The following is a 15,739-nucleotide window of genomic DNA, read 5'->3' as shown; positions in this document are numbered from 1 at the left end:
CCTGAAGGCTTAAATGACTAACCCTGCCGGGATCCAGTTGGCACTGGCAACGGCAACGCCCAACAATATCGCCCTCCCTACGCGCCGTTTAGCTGGTGGCGGGGGAGGAGGAGCGGTGAAGCAACGGTTGGGCGCGCTTGCTGCTAATCCAACCGCACGCGGCGAGTGCCAGTCAGGGCTGTGCGGGCAGCTGTGATCTGAGTGTCTGCTCTGCCTTTGCGAGCGCCGCGCCATCTGCCGAACGCAGCACCACCGCCACGCCGCGCGAAAGCCCGCCGCCTGCCAGCTCCTCAAACCAGGGGTAGGAACCGATGGAGACGGCAGGAAAGCTGACGGCAGCCTGCCCCAGCATTTCCGCGATATCGCCCTCGCGCACGCCCTCAAGGCGGATGCTGGCCGATTGCGTGACCGCCCCGCCCTTCAGCCGGTGTGCAATGTCTTCCAGCATGCCGCGCGCGATCTTCGGCACCCCCGCCAGCACGAACACGTTTTCGAGCTGGAAGCCCGGCGCGCCGGTAACGGGGTTGGCGATCAGTTCCGCGCCATCGGGAATGCGCGCCATGCGCAGGCGGGCCGGTGTCAGCTGCGTGCCGGAGTTGGCATACCAGGTGTTGAGAATCTCCAGCGCATCGGCACGTACATCGATTGGGCGCCCGAAAGCGGCAGCGACCGCATCTGCGGTGATATCATCGTGTGTGGGACCAATACCGCCAGTCGTGAATACATAGTCCCAGCGGGTCCGCAGCGCGTTCAGCGCCTCCACGATGTCATCTTGCACATCGCTGACCACACGCGCCTCGCCCAGCGTGATGCCAAGCGGGCTGAGGAATTCGGCAATCTGGCGGACATTCACGTCCTGCGTGCGCCCCGAAAGGACTTCATCGCCAATCACCAGCACGGCCGCCTTGACGGGTCGTTCACTCATTTGCGCTCATCCTTTTTGCCATGGTGCGCGTTGACGTCATCATGGACCATGACATATCGCGGTCAGTACAGGCGGACAGCCGCCTGTGACACGAAAACAGGAGTTAGCATGCCGATAGCGCCTACCGATAGCGGTTGGGACCTGCCCTTCCCCTTCGTGCGCAACCGGCGCGTGGACGAGGCGGAGATTGATGATTTCGGCCACGCCAACAACTCGGCCTATCTGCGCTGGGCCGACGAGACCGCCTGGGCGCACTGGGAGGCTGATGGCCTGACCCGGCAGGGCTGCCGTGACGCAGACCGCGGCATGGCCGTGATACGCACTCTGGCGGACTATTCAGGCCATTGCCGGGCCGGCGACGTGCTCACCTGCGCGGTATGGATCGCGCAGAGCGATGGCCGGCTGCGCGCCGAGCGCTGGTACCAGTTCCGCAATCGCGACACCGGCGAGACGGTATTCCGGGCGCGCACCTGGCTGGTATGCTTCCAGCTCTCCACGGGCAAGCCGGCGCGCATGACGCGCGATTTTGCCCGGCACTATCATGTGCCTGACCCCGATCTCTCCGACGCGGTACGCGCCGCCCATGAGCGCTCATCCCTGTGGGTGCTCCAGGACTAGGGGCCATCTGTTCCAAGATGAAAGTTTGGCCATGTTCTGGCCTGCATGATTGAGCCGTCTCCCGCCAGACTGTAGGGCTTCGGGCAGAGGGCGCATGACGCCATAATCGGGGACAAAAACATGATCCGTCACTATCTCGCCGCGGCCGCCAGCGCCGGACTTCTCCTGTCCGCCTGCGCGACAACTGGCTCTGCGCCGGCACCGCAGCCGCCAGCAGCGTCCAGCATCATCACCGCAGGCGCAATCGAGGCGCATATCCGCTTCCTCGCCGACGACCTGCTCGAAGGGCGCGATACGGGGACGCGTGGCTATGACATCGCCGCTGCTTACGTCGAAAGCCATTTCCGCCTGCTGGGCCTGGAGCCGGGCGCATCAGACGGCAGCTATCACGAGCCGGTGCCTTTGCAGAACATGATGGCCGACCCCGCGCGGGCGCGCCTGGCCATCAATGGTGAAGCGCTGGAACACGGCACCGATTTCATCATCAGCGCCCACGCAACGCGCGATGAAAGCGCCATCAGCGCCGACGCGGTCTTCGCTGGCTACGGCATCGTGGCTCCGGGGCTGGGGCTGGACAGCTATGACGGTCTGGACGTGGAAGGACGCATCGTGGTCGTGCTCGCCGGCGCGCCCGGCGATCTGCCCAGCGATGTGGCTGCCCATCTGTCCAACAACCGCACCAAGGCCGAGTTTGCCGCCGAGCGTGGCGCCAGCGGTGTCATCGTGATCATGGCGGACGGTCTGACGCGCTTTCCCTTCTCCCGCCTCGCCGCCATGGCCGCCAATCCGCGCCCTGCCATGACGGTTGCGGCCGCAGCCTCACCGGCCTCCATCGAGGTCAGTGCGGTGGTGGGCACGGCGAGCGCCGAGCATCTGTTTGAAGGGTCAGGCCGGGATTTCAGCCAGATTGTGGACGCCGCCCTTGCCGGTGAAGAGCTGGAAAGCTTTGCGCTCAACACGCATATCGAAGTGGCGCAAGCCACCACCCGCGAGCCGGTCGTCAGCGCGAACGTGATCGGCGTACTGCCCGGATCAGACCCGGCGCTGTCGGCAGAGACCGTCGTGGTCACAGCCCATCTCGACCATATCGGCATCTGCCAGCCAATGGCCGAAAACGCCATCTGCAACGGCGCGCTCGACAACGCGTCCGGCACAGCCGCCATGCTGGAATCCGCGCGCGCGCTAGTTGAGGGGCCGCGCCCGGCCCGCACGGTAGTCTTCATCGCCCTGACGGCTGAGGAAAAGGGCCTGCTGGGGTCGGCCCATGTGGCCGCCAACCCCACACCGGCCATGGGCCGGATGGTGGCCAATATCAATCTGGACATGCCGGTCATGCTCTACGAGTTCAGTGATGTGATCGCGTTTGGCGCGGAGCACTCCACGCTCGGACCGGTCACGGCGCAGGCCGTGGCGCGCGCGGGCGTATCGCTCGCGCCCGATCCCATCCCCGAGCAATCGCTCTTCGTGCGCTCCGACCACTATAATTTCGTGCGTGAAGGCGTGCCGTCCATCTTCCTGATGACCGGCTTCTCCTCACCTGATCCGGAAGACGATGAGGGCGCGGCCTTCCTGCGCTTCCTGGGCGGTAACTACCACGCGCCGGGCGATGACCTGTCGCAGCCCTTGCGCTTCGATCAGGGCGCGAAGTTTGCGTTGATAAATTACGAAATCATCAGCGCCGTCGCCAATACCAGCGAAACGCCGCGCTGGAACGATGACAGTTTTTTCATGCAATAACATATTGATATAGCAGCAATTACTCTATCCGGCCCTCTGAATTTCGGATCAGAGGGCCGGTTTTTATTGAGCCGTGTTCATCCTGCGTGCAGACTCGCTGAAGTCTTATCAGAAGCCTTTGGGGGTCAGGCGCGCTGGGATTGATCGGGCGGGACCTGACAAAAGCAAGTCAGGAGACTGGGATATGAAATACGCCTTCGCCGCCGCCATTTCGCTCGGCCTTGCCACCAGCATGGCCGCCGCACAGGACTTCACACTGTCACCAAGCTATGGCGATACATCGCTACGGGCCGGGTTCATGCCGGACCCCTACACGGTCGACCTGCAATCGGGCGGACCTGTCCGCGCCAACACTCTGAATGACACCGGCTCAGGCAATGCCGACAGGGACCGGCGTTGCCGTGGTTATATCGCCGATGCGCCAGATTTCTCCCTGCAGTTCAGCTCTGGCAGCGGCGCGCTTCCCCTGCGCATCGGCGCAGCTTCCGGCTCTGATACGACCCTCGTCATCAACGGACCGGACGGCAGCTGGTATTGCGACGACGATAGCGGCAACGGCCTGAACCCGCTCATCCAGTTCAACAACCCGTCCAGCGGGCGCTATGACATCTGGGTTGGCACGTTCGGCAGCGCCTCGCTGGCCGATGCCCGGCTGTTTATCTCCGAGCTCGGCAGTGTGACCGCCAGCTCGGTCGGCTATGGCAGCGGTGGCGGCAGCAGCGCGTCCGGACCGGACTGGCGCCTCAATCCAAGCTACGAAACGGTGAACCTGCGCGGCGGCTTCGTACCCGACCCCTATACTGTCGATCTGCAGTCGGGCGGACCGAACCGAGTGCGCGACACGATCAGTGATACAGGGTCTGGCGACGCCCGCAGGGACAATCGTTGCTCCGGCCATATCGCCGACGCCCCCGATGTCCGCCTGAATTTCACACCGGGCTCGCTGCCGCTCATCATTTCAGTGGCGTCCAGCTCGGACACCACGCTGGTCATCAACGCGCCCGATGGCAGGTGGTATTGCGATGATGACAGCGGGCAGGGCACTAATCCGTCCATCCGCTGGGACCGCCCGCAGTCGGGCCAGTACGATATCTGGGTCGGGACCTGGGCCAGCACATCCCTGCGCGATGCCGTGCTCCACATCTCCGAGCTCTATACCGAGTAGCCAGCAGAGCCATTGCCTGACTATTACCGCCCGGAGCGTTTCCTAACGCTCCGGGCGGCGCTATATGGAGGGTTGGACAGACAATCGGGAAGTGTACGTGACTGAAACAGACATGATTGACGATGTGGAACTGATCCGCGACGGACATATCCGCCAGCACGGCCCCGAAGCGTTCGCGGGCATGCGGAAGGCTGGCCAGCTGGCGGCGGCAACGCTCGACCTGCTGGTCGACTTCGTGAAACCCGGCGTGACCACGCAAGCGATCGATGACATCGTGCGGCGCAATTTCATTGCCAATGGCGCGGTGCCGGCCACCCTGTTCTACAAGGGCTATTCAAAGTCCTCGTGCACCTCGCTCAACCATGTGGTCTGCCACGGCATTCCCAATGACAAACCGCTCAAGGACGGTGATATCCTCAATATCGACGTGACCTGCATAGTCGATGGCTGGCATGGCGATACCAGCCGCATGTTCACCGTGGGCGAGGTGCGCCGCAAGGCAGAGCGCCTGATCGAGGTGACCTATGAAGCGCTGATGCGCGGCATTGCCGAGGTGAAACCCGGCAATACGTTTGGCGATATCGGCGCGGCCATCCAGGAATATGCCGAGACCCAGCGCTGCAGCGTGGTGCGCGATTTTTGCGGACACGGTATCGGCCAGCTCTTCCACGATGCGCCCAACGTGCTGCATTTCGGCGACCGGGGTACGGGCGAGGTTCTCAAGCCCGGCATGATCTTCACCATCGAGCCAATGCTCAATGATGGCAAACCGCACGTGAAAATCCTCGCCGATGGCTGGACCGCCGTGACCCGCGACAAATCCCTGTCCGCCCAGTTCGAGCACTCGGTGGGCGTGACGGCAGATGGCGTGGAGATATTCACAAGCTCGCCTGCCGGCTATCACTGCCCGCCGTGGAAATAGGCCCTGATGGAGGCCGGCAAGCCCCATTATCACGGTCATCGCGACCGCCTGCGCGCACGCTTCGCTGAAACGGGCGGCAGGGGGCTGGCGGACTATGAAATCCTTGAGCTTGTCCTGTTCCGGGCCATTCCGCAGCGCGATGTCAAACCGCTGGCCAAAGACCTGCTCGCCCGGTTTGGCGATATCGGGCGGGTATGCGCGGCCCGCCCTGACCAGCTGACCGAGATCAAGGGGGTCTCTGAAAAGGTCGCGCTGGAGCTGAACCTGTTTCAGGAAGTCGCGACACGCATTGCGCGCGAGCAGGTGACGGGCCGGGCCGTGATTTCCTCGTGGTCTGCCCTGCTCGATTATGTCCGCACCGCCCTGCAGAACGCCTCTACCGAAGAGTTCCGGGTGCTGTTCCTCGACAAGAAAAACCGTCTGCTGGCCGACGAGTTTCAGGCGCGCGGCACGGTGGACCATGCGCCGGTCTATCCGCGCGAGATCATCAAGCGGGCGATAGCCCTTGATGCCAGCGCGCTCATCCTTGTGCACAACCACCCCAGCGGTGATCCGACGCCCTCTCACGCCGATATCGAGATGACCCGGCAGGTGATCGAGATCGGCAAGCCGCTATCCATCGTGGTGCATGACCATCTGGTGGTCGGGCGGGAGAAAGTGGCGAGCTTCAAGCAGCTGGGGCTGATGTAGGCGGAAGCCCTCGTCCTTCGAGACGGCCCGATGTCCTCCCCCGTTCACGGGGGAGGTGGTCCGAAGGACCGGAGGGGGGAGCTTTTTTTTTGAACATTCCCCCCCTCGCCCCTTTCAGGGGCACTCCCCCCGTAAACGGGGGGAGACACCGCACATCTCACAACGGCCGTTGGATAATCAGAGCTTCTCGAGCAGGTAATCCGCGCTGGAGACCTTGAAGTCGCCCGGCTCTTCCACGAACAGGTCTAACACCACACCATCCTTGATAATCATGGCGTAGCGCTGCGAACGCGTACCCATGCCGAATTTGGAGCCGTCCATGGTCAGGCCGACGGCCTTGGCAAAGTCGCCATTGCCGTCCGCCAGCATCAGAACGCCTTCACCGGCATTCTGGTCCTTGCCCCAGGCGCTCATCACGAACACATCGTTGACCGAGGTGCAGGCGATCGTATCAACGCCCTTGGCCTTGAGCTGGCTGGCCTTTTCGACAAAGCCGGGCAGGTGCTTGGCCGAACAGGTGGGGGTGTAGGCGCCGGGCACGGCAAACAGGGCCACCGTCTTGCCCTGGCAGAGATCCTGTGTGGTCACAGGAGCGGGGCCTTCAGCGCCCATGGTCATGAAAGTCGCGTCGGGAAGGCGGTCACCGGGCTTGATGGTCATTGGATGCGCTCCTGCAGGGTTGATTGAGGGCAATATGTCTTGTGCGCTAGCTAGTGCGCTGCGCCGCCTGCTGCAAGGCCGCGAACCGGGCTGATGGCCGGATTGTCTGGACAAGACCCCCGTTTTGGCCTGATGCTTTGTTCATGGCATCCCATCGCCCCCTCTTTGATGGCCCCTATCTGAAGGGCAAGATCCTGATCGCCAGCCCGCTGATCGGTGATCCGCGCTTTGACCGCTCGGTCGTGTTCATGTGCGCCCATGGGGACGATCATGCCATGGGCATCATCGTCAACAAGCCGATGCGCCTGCGCCTGCCCACCCTGTTCGAGCAGCTGGGCGTCAAGAGCGAGATAGAGGTTGCAGACCGGGCCGTGCTCGATGGCGGGCCGGTGGACCGTGATCGCGGCTTCGTGCTGCATTCCGATGATTTCGAGCATGAACCCGCCACGCTGAAAATCAGCGACGGCCTGGCCCTGACAGCCACCAATGACGTGCTGGAAGCCATGGCGTCACCCTCGCCGCCACGCCGCTCCACGCTGGCGCTGGGCTATGCGGGCTGGGAAGCCGGGCAGCTGGAAGACGAGATTTCCGCCAATGCCTGGCTGGTCGCCGAAGCCGATGAGGATCTGGTATTTGGCGACAGCCACGAGGAAAAATGGGCCATGGCGCTGCGCAAGATGGGTGTGAACCCGGAGCATCTCACCGGGGCGTCAGGCCACGCCTGACCGCCTGATAGGACGCGGAGCGGCAAACCTGCCGGCCACGCCCTGACTGACCGCCAGCGCTGCCGCCTGCGGGTCCAGCGCGCCGGCATAGTGAAAACCTTGGGCGAAATCACAGCCCATCTCGGCGACCAGATCGGCCATTTCCGCTGTTTCCACGCCCTCGGCGATGATCGTCATGCCCAGATTGCGCGCCAGCTTCACCACCGATGCGGTAATCGCGCGCGCCGAGGCGTCCGCAATCATGGAGCGCACGAAATACTGGTCGATCTTGATGACATCGAAGGGGAACCGGTCGAGCCGGGAGAGCGAGGAATACCCGGTGCCAAAATCATCCAGCACCAGCTTCACGCCCGACGCCTTTACCGCATGGAGAATCTCTGCGGCTTGGTCAGGATCGCGCATGATCTCGGTCTCGGTGATCTCCAGCCGGTAGCGCCCGCGCGGCACTTTTGCCTGTTCCAGCGCGCCCGTGAGCGTGTCTACAAACCCGTCCGAGAGCAGCTCGCCAACGCTGGCATTGGCCGACACGTAAATATCCGGCGCAGCCTGCGCATCAGCAAACCAGCGCGCCAGATTGTCCGCCGCGCTGCCACGCACCTGATCGCCCACCTGCCCCATCAGGCCCAGCCGGTCGGCCAGGAAGAGAAAATCATCAGGCCCCATCACGCCCAGCCCCGGCCGGTGCCAGCGGGCCAGCGCCTCGAACCCGGCCAGATACTCGCCATCCAGAGCGATGATCGGCTGGAAATGGGCGATGATCTCCTTGCTCTCCAGCCCTGCGGTGAGTGCCGCTTCGGCATCAAGCGTGGACAGCGTGGTGCCGGGGCCGGTGCCTGCGGGCAGGAGAAGCGCCGTCACGCCATCGCCCTGCCGCACGCCCAGCAGGCGGACATAGCGCACCGCCTCGCCCGGCGGAGCCAGACGCAGACGCAGATCGACCTGCCCCTCCGCCTGACCGGCCAGAGTTTTGCGGTCCGACGGGGCCACACAGTCCAGAAAATCGCCAACACCGTCGCACGTCAGGCCAAAAGCCTCGGCGGCACCCGAAATACTGGCCTTGCCGGACGCAAGATCAAGCTGGATCGCGAGCGCACCGGCTGCCTCGGCGGCCTTGGACAGCATGCCCTCGCCGCCCGCACTCACCGCAGCAAATCCCCGCGCACAATGGCGAATTTGAGATGGTCGCGCCATTCGCCATTGATCTTGAGATATTTGCGGGCATAGCCCTCCGGGCTGAAGCCTACGCTCATCAAGAGTGAGCGCGATGCTTCGTTCTCGGGGCGTGTTGCCGCCTCGATCCGGTTCAGGTTGAGCTGGGCAAAGGCGAATGTCACCACACGGCGCACCGCTGCGCGGGCATGGCCCCGGCGCACATAGGGCGAGCCCACCCAGTAGCCGATATCGGCTGCCTGCAGGACACCCCGGCGCACATTGTTGAGATTGCACGCACCGACAAGAACACCGTCAGAGGCGCGGAAAATGAAGAAGGGATAGCCCTGCCCCGCCTCGACATCCTGCTGATAGCGGCGCAGGCGGCGCTTGTAGGCGGTGCGCGTCAGCTCATCCTCGCTCCAGGCTGGTTCCCACGGCTCGGTAAGGGCGCGGCTGGCACTTCTCAGCTTCGCCCACGCCTCATAGTCATCAGGACCGGGATGGCGCAGGCGGATGCCCTCACCCGCCAGCGTTGTCTCAGGGATTTCGTCACGCCACAGCGCCAAGGGGGAGCCTCCAGATCAAAGGGCCGGCCAGACTGGCACACTCACTCTTTCCGCCCGGTGAATGACAGCCGTCCTCTGGCAGCGTGAAACACCAGATAAACCACCAGCAGCGCTATCGCCATGCCAAACCACGTCACCGCATAGGCAAAATGGCGCTCCGGCGGGGTGGAGGTGAGGAAGGCGGGCGGCTCACCGGTATCCTCTGCCAGCCACCACAGGGGCGATATCGCGCCCTCCTGCAGGCTCAGCGCCCCGGCCATGCCCGGCCCGTCAAAAGCGTAGAAGGTCCGCTCTGCCGGATCGGAATCGGGTGTGAACGCGCCGGGAGCCGGTGGCGCTTCAATCCGCCAGCGCGATATCATCCTTATGGGCGCGGAGTTTTCCACCAGAGGCTGGAACGCCGCTTCGGCCAGCACTAACGGGGCATCGAGGCAGGCCGGGGCGTCGACCGGCACAAAGATGCGCCAGCCCGGCCGGTTATCGTCCAGCGAACGGCCATAGACGCGCACATTGCCGGCGCGTTCCTCTGGCAGGAAGCCAATACTGCGCCCCTCAAACGGCTCATCCACGCACAGGGCTTCGTCGAGATCACGGGCCGGATTGGCACTGGCTTCCTGCCAGCGCTCCAGCTCGCCTTGCTTCCATGCCATGCGCTGGCTCTGCCACACGCCCAGCGTCAGCAGGAAGGCGAGCGCCGCCAATGTCAGCACGGTGAGGAGCGGCATGGGGCGGAAGTGCATGATCCTTGCGTCCTTCCCGACACGTTTCAGGGCTAGCTGGCGTCCTCGTCCAGACGCGCCTCGCGCGCTGAATGATGCCATTGCAGCGTGAACATGACGCCCCGGAACGGGCGCAGCAAGGCGACACAAAGCCCCAGCGCTAGCGGTAGCCAGAGCACCACATGCAGCCAGAGCGGCGGCTCCATGCTCAGCTCCAGCGCCAGCGCCAGAGGCACCACGATAAAGCCGACGATCAGGATGATGAAAACGGCAGGGCCGTCACCGGCATCTTCGGCCGATATGTCCAGCCCGCAGGATTCGCACGTATCAGCGAATTTCAGGAAGCCGGAAAACAGTCTCCCCTCCCCGCATCGTGGGCAGCGGCCGCTGATCCCTGCGATGACGGGGTGGGGAGTGTTCATAACGCGTCTACTGGAAGATCACGTAGACGAAGGCGAACAGGAACAGCCAGACCACGTCGACGAAGTGCCAGTACCAGGCAGCCGCCTCGAGGCCGAAATGCTTCTGTGGTGTGAAGTGTCCGGCCAGCAGTCTGAGCAGGCACACCGCCAGGAAGATTGTCCCGATGATGACGTGCGCACCGTGGAAGCCGGTCGCCATGAAGAAGGTGGCGCCATAGAGATTGCCGCCAAAGTCGAAATAGGCGTGGGTGTACTCATAAGCCTGAACGACCGTGAACAGCGCACCCAGCGCCACCGTGCACACCAGACCCCACTTGGCGCCATTGCGGTCGCCGTGCTGCAGGGCGTGGTGCGCCCAGGTCACCGTGGTGCCCGACAGCAGCAGGATCAGGGTGTTGATCAACGGCAGGTGGAAGGGGTCGAACGTCTCAACGCCCGGCGGCGGCCAGCTTTCCCAGCCCGCATAGTCCACCCCGATTGGCGTGCCGTCCCAGCTCGCGCCCGCGCGCACATCGTGGAAGATGGCGGCCTCGAAGAACATCCAGAACCAGCCGGCAAAGAACATCACCTCGGAGACGATGAACAGGATCATGCCGTAGCGCAGGCCAAGATCGACAACAGGCGTATGGTCGCCGCGCATCGATTCCTTGATGACGTCGCCCCACCAGCCGATCATCGTGTAGATGATGCCCAGGCCGCCCAGCACGAGCACCCAGGGGGAGCCTTCGCGCAGCAGGAAGTAGGCCCAGCTTTCCTCATTGGTGGAAAGCCCGGCCATGAAGATCACAAGGCCAATAGCCAGGATGAACGCGGCCACAGAGCCGACGAACGGCCATGGGCTCGGATCAACGAGGTGGTAGTCATGTTTGACAGCGCCGCCAGCCATCGGCCTCTCCTGCTCTTCATTCGGGCGATTTGAGACGCAGCTATAGCCGCCCCCATCCCCCTGATCAATAAGGTGGCGCGCTGGTTTTCAGCCCGCCATGGCAAACTCTCCTGACCTAGCGTCCGGTATTGGCCGGTGCGCGCTCGGCAAGGTTACGGGCCCGCGAATCGCTAGCCTCGAAGAATGTGTATGACAGGGTTACCGTCTGCACGTCATCCATGCGCCGTTCTTCATCCATCAGCGGATCGATAAAGAACACCACCGGCATCTCCATGCTCTCGCCCGGCCCCAGCGTCTGCTCGGTAAAGCAGAAGCATTCCAGCTTGGCAAAATACGGCCCCATCTTGAACGGTGTCACATTGTAGGTGGCGATGCCCGTCACAGGCCGGTCGGTGGGGTTGGTGACGCGGTAGAAGGCCAGCGCCGTCTCGCCCACCTGCACGGTCATGTCGCGCTGCAGCGGCTCAAACTCCCAGGGAAATCCGCGCGCGCGGCTGGCATCGAAGCGCACGCGCACCGTGCGGTCGAGAATCTGGTCGGGATCATACTGCGCGGTCTGCGTGGTCCCGCCATAGCCCGTCACCCGGCAGAACAGGTCGTAAAGCGGCACCGCCGCATAGCCCATGCCCACCATGCCCAGCGCAAGGCCAAGGCAGATGGCGAGGACTTTCACGTTGCCTGACAGTACGGGCAGTTTCATCGGTTGGTCAGCCTCCGGCGGCGATATTGCTGCTGAGACGCTGCAGCGTCACAAGGAAGATCAGCACTATAAACCCGATCAGGCTCCAGAAGATCGCGACATTGCGACGCTTGCGCGCCTTTTCCTCTTCCGGGGTCAGCTTGCGGGGCGCTTCAGGGGTTTCGTCACTCATCTCACTCTAGCTCCAGAACCGCGCGAAGGCGAAATGAAGTCCAACGCCGTGCTCGGCGATCAGCGCGGCAAACAGCAGCGCCAGATGGGCAATCGAGAAGGCGAAGAGATCGCGTGCAGCGCGGTCTCCGGCGCGCACCTCATATAGCCCGTCCTCGTCTGTACCGGCTTCACCGGCGCGCGAATTGAACACCCGCCAGGACAGGACCAGAAACAGCGCGCCGCCTAGCAGCGCCGCACCGGCATAGATCATCCCGCCAAGCCCCGTGGCAAGGGGCGCAAGGCTGATCGCCACATAGGCAATCGCGTAGGCCAGGATCTGGCGGCGTGTGGAAGCTGCGCCTTTTGCCACCGGCATCATCGGGATTTTCGCAGCCGCATAATCGCCAGACTTGTAGAGCGCCAGCGCCCAGGAATGGGGCGGCGTCCACAGGAAGATGATGGCAAACAGGATCACCGAATCAAGGCTGACACTGCCCGTCGCGGCGGCCCAGCCGATCATCGGCGGAAACGCGCCTGCCGCACCGCCAATGACGATATTCTGCGGTGTCGAGCGCTTCAGCCAGACCGTGTAGACCAGCGCATAGAAGAAGATCGAGAAGGCCAGCAGCCCGGCCGCCACATAGTTCGCTGTCAGCGCCATCAGCGTGACCGAGGCCAGCGTGAACACGCCGCCAAACGTATAGGCTTCGGATTTTGGCACGATGCCGCGCACGACCGGGCGCAGGCGCGTGCGGCGCATCACCGCATCAATATCGCTGTCATAGGCCATATTGAACGCCCCGGCTGCCCCTGCGCCCAGAGCCAGCGCCAGCATGGCAATCGCCGCCGATATGAGGCTCATCTCCGCCGGTGCGGCCACAAGCCCGGCAAAGCCGGTGAAGACGACAAGCGTCATCACGCGCGGCTTCATCAGCGCGATATAGTCAGCGGGCGAGGCTGCGCTGGCAGCCCCGCCCGTGATGGTTTCAGACGATTTCTCAGTCACAGTAATGTGCCTGACCTCTTTGGCTCAACGCCTGCCTACTTGATTTTCGGCAACTCGTTGAACTGGTGGAAGGGCGGCGGAGAGGACAGCGTCCACTCCAGCGTGGTCGCGCCTTCGCCCCACGGATTGGCCTCGCCCTTGCGCTGGCGGATAATCGATTCGATCAGCAGCACGAAGAACACCACCATGCCCAGGGCCATGATGAGATAGCCGAAAGAGGACACTTCGTTCCAGAACTTGAACGCGTCAGGATAGTCGACATAGCGGCGCGGCATGCCCTGCAGACCCAGGAAGTGCTGCGGGAAGAAGATCACGTTCGCGCCGATGAAGAACAGCCAGAACTGGGCCCGTGCGAGGAAGGAATTGTACTTCACCCCGAAAATCTTCTCGTACCAGTAGTAGAAGCCGGCGAAGATCGAGAAGACGGCGCCCAGGCTCAGCACGTAGTGGAAGTGGGCCACCACATAATAGGTATCGTGCAGCGAGGTGGTCACACCCGCATTGGCCAGCACCACGCCCGTCACACCGCCAACGGTGAACAGGAAGATGAAGCCGACAGCCCAGAGCATGGGCGTGCGGAAGGATATCGAGCCGCCCCACATCGTTGCCAGCCAGGAGAAGATCTTGATGCCGGTCGGCACCGCGATAATCATTGTGGCGGCGACGAAATAGGCCTTCAGGTTCACGTCCATGCCCACCGTGTACATGTGGTGCGCCCACACGATGAAGCCGATAAAGCCGATCGCGACCATGGCGTAAGCCATGCCCAGATAACCGAATACGGGCTTTTTCGAGAAGGTGGCCACGATGTGGGAGATCATGCCGAAGCCCGGCAGGATCAGGATGTACACTTCCGGGTGACCGAAGAACCAGAACAGGTGCTGGAACATGACCGGGTCGCCACCGCCCGCCGGGTCGAAGAAGGTCGTCCCGAAATTACGGTCGGTGATGAGCATTGTCAGCGCAGCGGCCAGAACCGGAACGGCCAGCAGCAGCAGGAAAACGGTGACCAGGATCGACCACACGAACAGCGGCATTTTGTGCAGGGTCATGCCCGGCGCGCGCATGTTGAAAATGGTCGTGATGAAGTTCGTCGCGCCCAGGATCGAGCTGATACCGGCAATGTGAAGCGACAATATCACCAGATCGAAAGCTGGTCCGCCATGGCCGGTGGTAGACAAGGGTGGATACATCACCCAGCCGCCGCCAAACCCGTCGTCCCCGCCAGCGCCCGGCACGAACATCGATATGAGCATGAGCGCGAAGGCGAACGGCAGGAGCCAGAACGAGATATTGTTCAGGCGCGGGAAGGCCATGTCCGGCGCGCCGATCATCAGCGGCACGAACCAGTTGCCAAAACCGCCAATCATGGCCGGCATCACCATGAAGAAGATCATGATGAGGCCGTGCATGCCCACAATCACATTGTAATTGTGCTCATTACCCCAGAAGCCGTTATTGAAGACCTGAAGGCCCGGCTCGGCCAGCTCCCAGCGGATAAGGCCGGACATCGCACCGCCAATGACGCCCGCGATAATCGCGAACACCAGGTACATGGTGCCGATATCCTTGTGGTTGGTCGAATACACCCACCGCTTCCAGTCCCAGATGCTGGGGGTGTGATCGTCGTGATGTTCAGCAGCTTGAGCCGACATGATGATCTTCTCCGGGGATTACTGAGCCGCCGCGACGCGGGTGGCGCGCTGGCTGGCATAATAGGAAGCAAGGACGTCTGACGCGGTGTAAGGATCGGCATTGGCCGCTTCGGTCCAGGCGGTAAACACGGCCTCAGGCACGACATGCACCTCGATGGGCATGAAGGCATGGCGGATGCCGCAGATTTCAGAGCACTGCCCGAAATAGATACCCTCATTGCCTTCCGGCACGTAGAACCAGGTCTCGTTCAGGCGGCCGGGAATACCGTCAATCTTCACACCGAAGGCCGGGACGGCCCAGGAGTGGATGACGTCGGAGGCCGTAACCTGCACGCGCACGGTTGCGCCAGACGGCACGACAATCGGCACATCCGTGCTCAGAAGGCGCCGCTGTTCCCAGCTTTCGCTCGTGATGTCGTCGTCTTCCAGCATGTTGGAGACGAACTCGAACCCGCCATGGTCGGGATACTCATAGGTCCAGTTCCACTGATTGCCGGTCGTTTTGATGGTGAAATCGGCCTCCGGGATCACGTCCTGATAATAGAGCAGGCGGAAGGAGGGCACCGCGATCACGATGAGGATCAGCACCGGCACCGCCGTCCAGATGATTTCGATCAGCGTGTTGTGGCTGAATTTCTTCGGCTCGGGGTTCGTCTTGGCCCGGTAGCGTACGGCGATCCACAAGATCAGGCCGAGCACCAGAAGACAGATCGCCGTGATGATCCACAAAAGCAGATTGTGGAAGGAGACGATATTCTCCATCACCGGTGTCACGGCTTCCTGCAGACCCAGCCCGCCATCTACCGGCGCACCGACAATCGTGGCTGATGCCGCGCCGGTCAGTACGGCGGCTAGCCCCGCTCCGGCTATGAGCTTCAAACGCATGGAACCCCCAAGACTTTCTCTGGCAGCCTGCAGGGCGCGGCCCTGCTTCGTGCAGCGGAATATAGAACCGGCCTGCGCCGGTGTCAGTGCGACATGAGCGCCTTTTTGTCGCAAGGCACCCACATAATTCAGTTCCGCCCGGACATTCGGTTT

At 62.8% G+C, this 15,739-nt stretch carries 18 protein-coding genes; 6 read left to right on the top strand and 12 right to left on the bottom strand.

What is annotated here, in order from left to right:
• Positions 1–172: 172 nt before the first annotated feature.
• A complete protein-coding gene (locus AB6B38_RS01885; RefSeq protein ID WP_371393982.1) occupies positions 173–925 on the bottom strand; it encodes a competence/damage-inducible protein A in 753 nt (250 codons plus the stop codon).
• 108 nt (positions 926–1,033) lie between these two features.
• On the opposite strand from AB6B38_RS01885, the gene AB6B38_RS01880 reads away from it, so the two are divergent.
• The 5 genes from AB6B38_RS01880 to radC all read left to right on the top strand — a co-directional run bounded on the left by AB6B38_RS01880 (position 1,034) and on the right by radC (position 6,057).
• A complete protein-coding gene (locus tag AB6B38_RS01880; RefSeq protein WP_371393980.1) occupies positions 1,034–1,543 on the top strand; it encodes an acyl-CoA thioesterase in 510 nt (169 codons plus the stop codon).
• Positions 1,544–1,663: 120 nt separating this feature from the next.
• Positions 1,664–3,280 carry a M28 family metallopeptidase gene (locus AB6B38_RS01875; protein ID WP_371393978.1) on the top strand — a complete coding sequence of 539 codons (1,617 nt, stop codon included), beginning with the start codon at positions 1,664–1,666 and terminating at the stop codon, positions 3,278–3,280.
• Between the two features lie 184 nt (positions 3,281–3,464).
• Positions 3,465–4,445, top strand: coding sequence for a hypothetical protein (locus AB6B38_RS01870; protein WP_371393976.1), 981 nt, complete (start codon positions 3,465–3,467; stop codon positions 4,443–4,445).
• A 112-nt stretch (positions 4,446–4,557) separates the two neighbouring features.
• The gene (gene map, locus AB6B38_RS01865; protein ID WP_371395059.1) at positions 4,558–5,367 is read left to right on the top strand and encodes a type I methionyl aminopeptidase; all 810 of its coding nucleotides are present in this window, start codon (positions 4,558–4,560) and stop codon (positions 5,365–5,367) included.
• Between the two features lie 6 nt (positions 5,368–5,373).
• The gene (gene radC / locus AB6B38_RS01860) at positions 5,374–6,057 is read left to right on the top strand and encodes a DNA repair protein RadC (protein WP_371393974.1); all 684 of its coding nucleotides are present in this window, start codon (positions 5,374–5,376) and stop codon (positions 6,055–6,057) included.
• 177 nt (positions 6,058–6,234) lie between these two features.
• Here the strand turns inward: radC and AB6B38_RS01855 are convergent, their stop codons facing one another.
• Positions 6,235–6,717 (bottom strand): peroxiredoxin, encoded by a 483-nt coding sequence (locus AB6B38_RS01855; RefSeq protein WP_371393973.1) that lies wholly within the window; start codon positions 6,715–6,717, stop codon positions 6,235–6,237.
• A 143-nt stretch (positions 6,718–6,860) separates the two neighbouring features.
• Between AB6B38_RS01855 and AB6B38_RS01850 the strand changes: the two genes are divergently transcribed.
• A complete protein-coding gene (locus AB6B38_RS01850; protein ID WP_371393972.1) occupies positions 6,861–7,442 on the top strand; it encodes a YqgE/AlgH family protein in 582 nt (193 codons plus the stop codon).
• Here AB6B38_RS01850 and AB6B38_RS01845 read toward each other — a convergent pair.
• The 10 genes from AB6B38_RS01845 to coxB form a co-directional block, all read right to left on the bottom strand.
• Positions 7,428–8,564, bottom strand: coding sequence for an EAL domain-containing protein (locus AB6B38_RS01845; protein ID WP_371393971.1), 1,137 nt, complete (start codon positions 8,562–8,564; stop codon positions 7,428–7,430). The genes AB6B38_RS01850 and AB6B38_RS01845 overlap by 15 nt on opposite strands.
• A gap of 17 nt (positions 8,565–8,581) precedes the next feature.
• A complete protein-coding gene (locus tag AB6B38_RS01840; protein ID WP_371393970.1) occupies positions 8,582–9,160 on the bottom strand; it encodes a GNAT family N-acetyltransferase in 579 nt (192 codons plus the stop codon).
• Between the two features lie 41 nt (positions 9,161–9,201).
• Entirely contained in the window at positions 9,202–9,900 is a 699-nt protein-coding gene (locus AB6B38_RS01835) for an SURF1 family protein (protein ID WP_371393968.1), read from the bottom strand.
• A 32-nt stretch (positions 9,901–9,932) separates the two neighbouring features.
• Complete coding sequence (locus AB6B38_RS01830) at positions 9,933–10,301, bottom strand: DUF983 domain-containing protein (RefSeq protein ID WP_371393967.1); 369 nt, start codon at positions 10,299–10,301, stop codon at positions 9,933–9,935.
• Between the two features lie 7 nt (positions 10,302–10,308).
• Positions 10,309–11,187, bottom strand: a complete 879-nt coding sequence (locus AB6B38_RS01825; protein WP_371393965.1) for a cytochrome c oxidase subunit 3 — start codon at positions 11,185–11,187, stop codon at positions 10,309–10,311.
• Between the two features lie 115 nt (positions 11,188–11,302).
• Positions 11,303–11,887, bottom strand: a complete 585-nt coding sequence (locus AB6B38_RS01820) for a cytochrome c oxidase assembly protein (protein WP_371393964.1) — start codon at positions 11,885–11,887, stop codon at positions 11,303–11,305.
• A gap of 7 nt (positions 11,888–11,894) precedes the next feature.
• On the bottom strand, positions 11,895–12,059 hold the full coding sequence (locus AB6B38_RS01815) for a hypothetical protein (protein WP_371393963.1): 165 nt from the start codon (positions 12,057–12,059) through the stop codon (positions 11,895–11,897).
• A 6-nt stretch (positions 12,060–12,065) separates the two neighbouring features.
• Entirely contained in the window at positions 12,066–13,052 is a 987-nt protein-coding gene (locus AB6B38_RS01810) for a heme o synthase (protein WP_371395058.1), read from the bottom strand.
• A gap of 29 nt (positions 13,053–13,081) precedes the next feature.
• Positions 13,082–14,701 (bottom strand): cytochrome c oxidase subunit I, encoded by a 1,620-nt coding sequence (gene ctaD, locus AB6B38_RS01805; protein WP_371393962.1) that lies wholly within the window; start codon positions 14,699–14,701, stop codon positions 13,082–13,084.
• A gap of 18 nt (positions 14,702–14,719) precedes the next feature.
• Complete coding sequence (coxB, locus tag AB6B38_RS01800; RefSeq protein WP_371393961.1) at positions 14,720–15,586, bottom strand: cytochrome c oxidase subunit II; 867 nt, start codon at positions 15,584–15,586, stop codon at positions 14,720–14,722.
• Positions 15,587–15,739 lie beyond the last annotated feature (153 nt).

It is taken from the genome of Glycocaulis abyssi, from assembly GCF_041429775.1.
Taxonomy (GTDB): domain Bacteria; phylum Pseudomonadota; class Alphaproteobacteria; order Caulobacterales; family Maricaulaceae; genus Glycocaulis; species Glycocaulis abyssi.
Note: the sequence above shows the minus strand (reverse complement) of the source record. Positions and strands in the feature narration are given on the sequence as shown.

Excerpts from the sequence above, each read along its gene's own strand:
- AB6B38_RS01855 (WP_371393973.1), bottom strand. The coding sequence starts at position 6,717 with ATGACCATCAAGCCCGGTGACCGCCTTCCCGACGCGACTTTCATGACC.
- map (WP_371395059.1), top strand. The coding sequence starts at position 4,558 with ATGATTGACGATGTGGAACTGATCCGCGACGGACATATCCGCCAGCAC.
- AB6B38_RS01880 (WP_371393980.1), top strand. The coding sequence starts at position 1,034 with ATGCCGATAGCGCCTACCGATAGCGGTTGGGACCTGCCCTTCCCCTTC.
- AB6B38_RS01870 (WP_371393976.1), top strand. The coding sequence starts at position 3,465 with ATGAAATACGCCTTCGCCGCCGCCATTTCGCTCGGCCTTGCCACCAGC.
- AB6B38_RS01875 (WP_371393978.1), top strand. The coding sequence starts at position 1,664 with ATGATCCGTCACTATCTCGCCGCGGCCGCCAGCGCCGGACTTCTCCTG.
- AB6B38_RS01885 (WP_371393982.1), bottom strand. The coding sequence starts at position 925 with ATGAGTGAACGACCCGTCAAGGCGGCCGTGCTGGTGATTGGCGATGAA.
- AB6B38_RS01835 (WP_371393968.1), bottom strand. The coding sequence starts at position 9,900 with ATGCACTTCCGCCCCATGCCGCTCCTCACCGTGCTGACATTGGCGGCG.
- AB6B38_RS01825 (WP_371393965.1), bottom strand. The coding sequence starts at position 11,187 with ATGGCTGGCGGCGCTGTCAAACATGACTACCACCTCGTTGATCCGAGC.
- radC (WP_371393974.1), top strand. The coding sequence starts at position 5,374 with ATGGAGGCCGGCAAGCCCCATTATCACGGTCATCGCGACCGCCTGCGC.
- AB6B38_RS01845 (WP_371393971.1), bottom strand. The coding sequence starts at position 8,564 with ATGCTGTCCAAGGCCGCCGAGGCAGCCGGTGCGCTCGCGATCCAGCTT.
- coxB (WP_371393961.1), bottom strand. The coding sequence starts at position 15,586 with ATGCGTTTGAAGCTCATAGCCGGAGCGGGGCTAGCCGCCGTACTGACC.
- ctaD (WP_371393962.1), bottom strand. The coding sequence starts at position 14,701 with ATGTCGGCTCAAGCTGCTGAACATCACGACGATCACACCCCCAGCATC.
- AB6B38_RS01850 (WP_371393972.1), top strand. The coding sequence starts at position 6,861 with ATGGCATCCCATCGCCCCCTCTTTGATGGCCCCTATCTGAAGGGCAAG.
- AB6B38_RS01820 (WP_371393964.1), bottom strand. The coding sequence starts at position 11,887 with ATGAAACTGCCCGTACTGTCAGGCAACGTGAAAGTCCTCGCCATCTGC.
- AB6B38_RS01815 (WP_371393963.1), bottom strand. The coding sequence starts at position 12,059 with ATGAGTGACGAAACCCCTGAAGCGCCCCGCAAGCTGACCCCGGAAGAG.
- AB6B38_RS01830 (WP_371393967.1), bottom strand. The coding sequence starts at position 10,301 with ATGAACACTCCCCACCCCGTCATCGCAGGGATCAGCGGCCGCTGCCCA.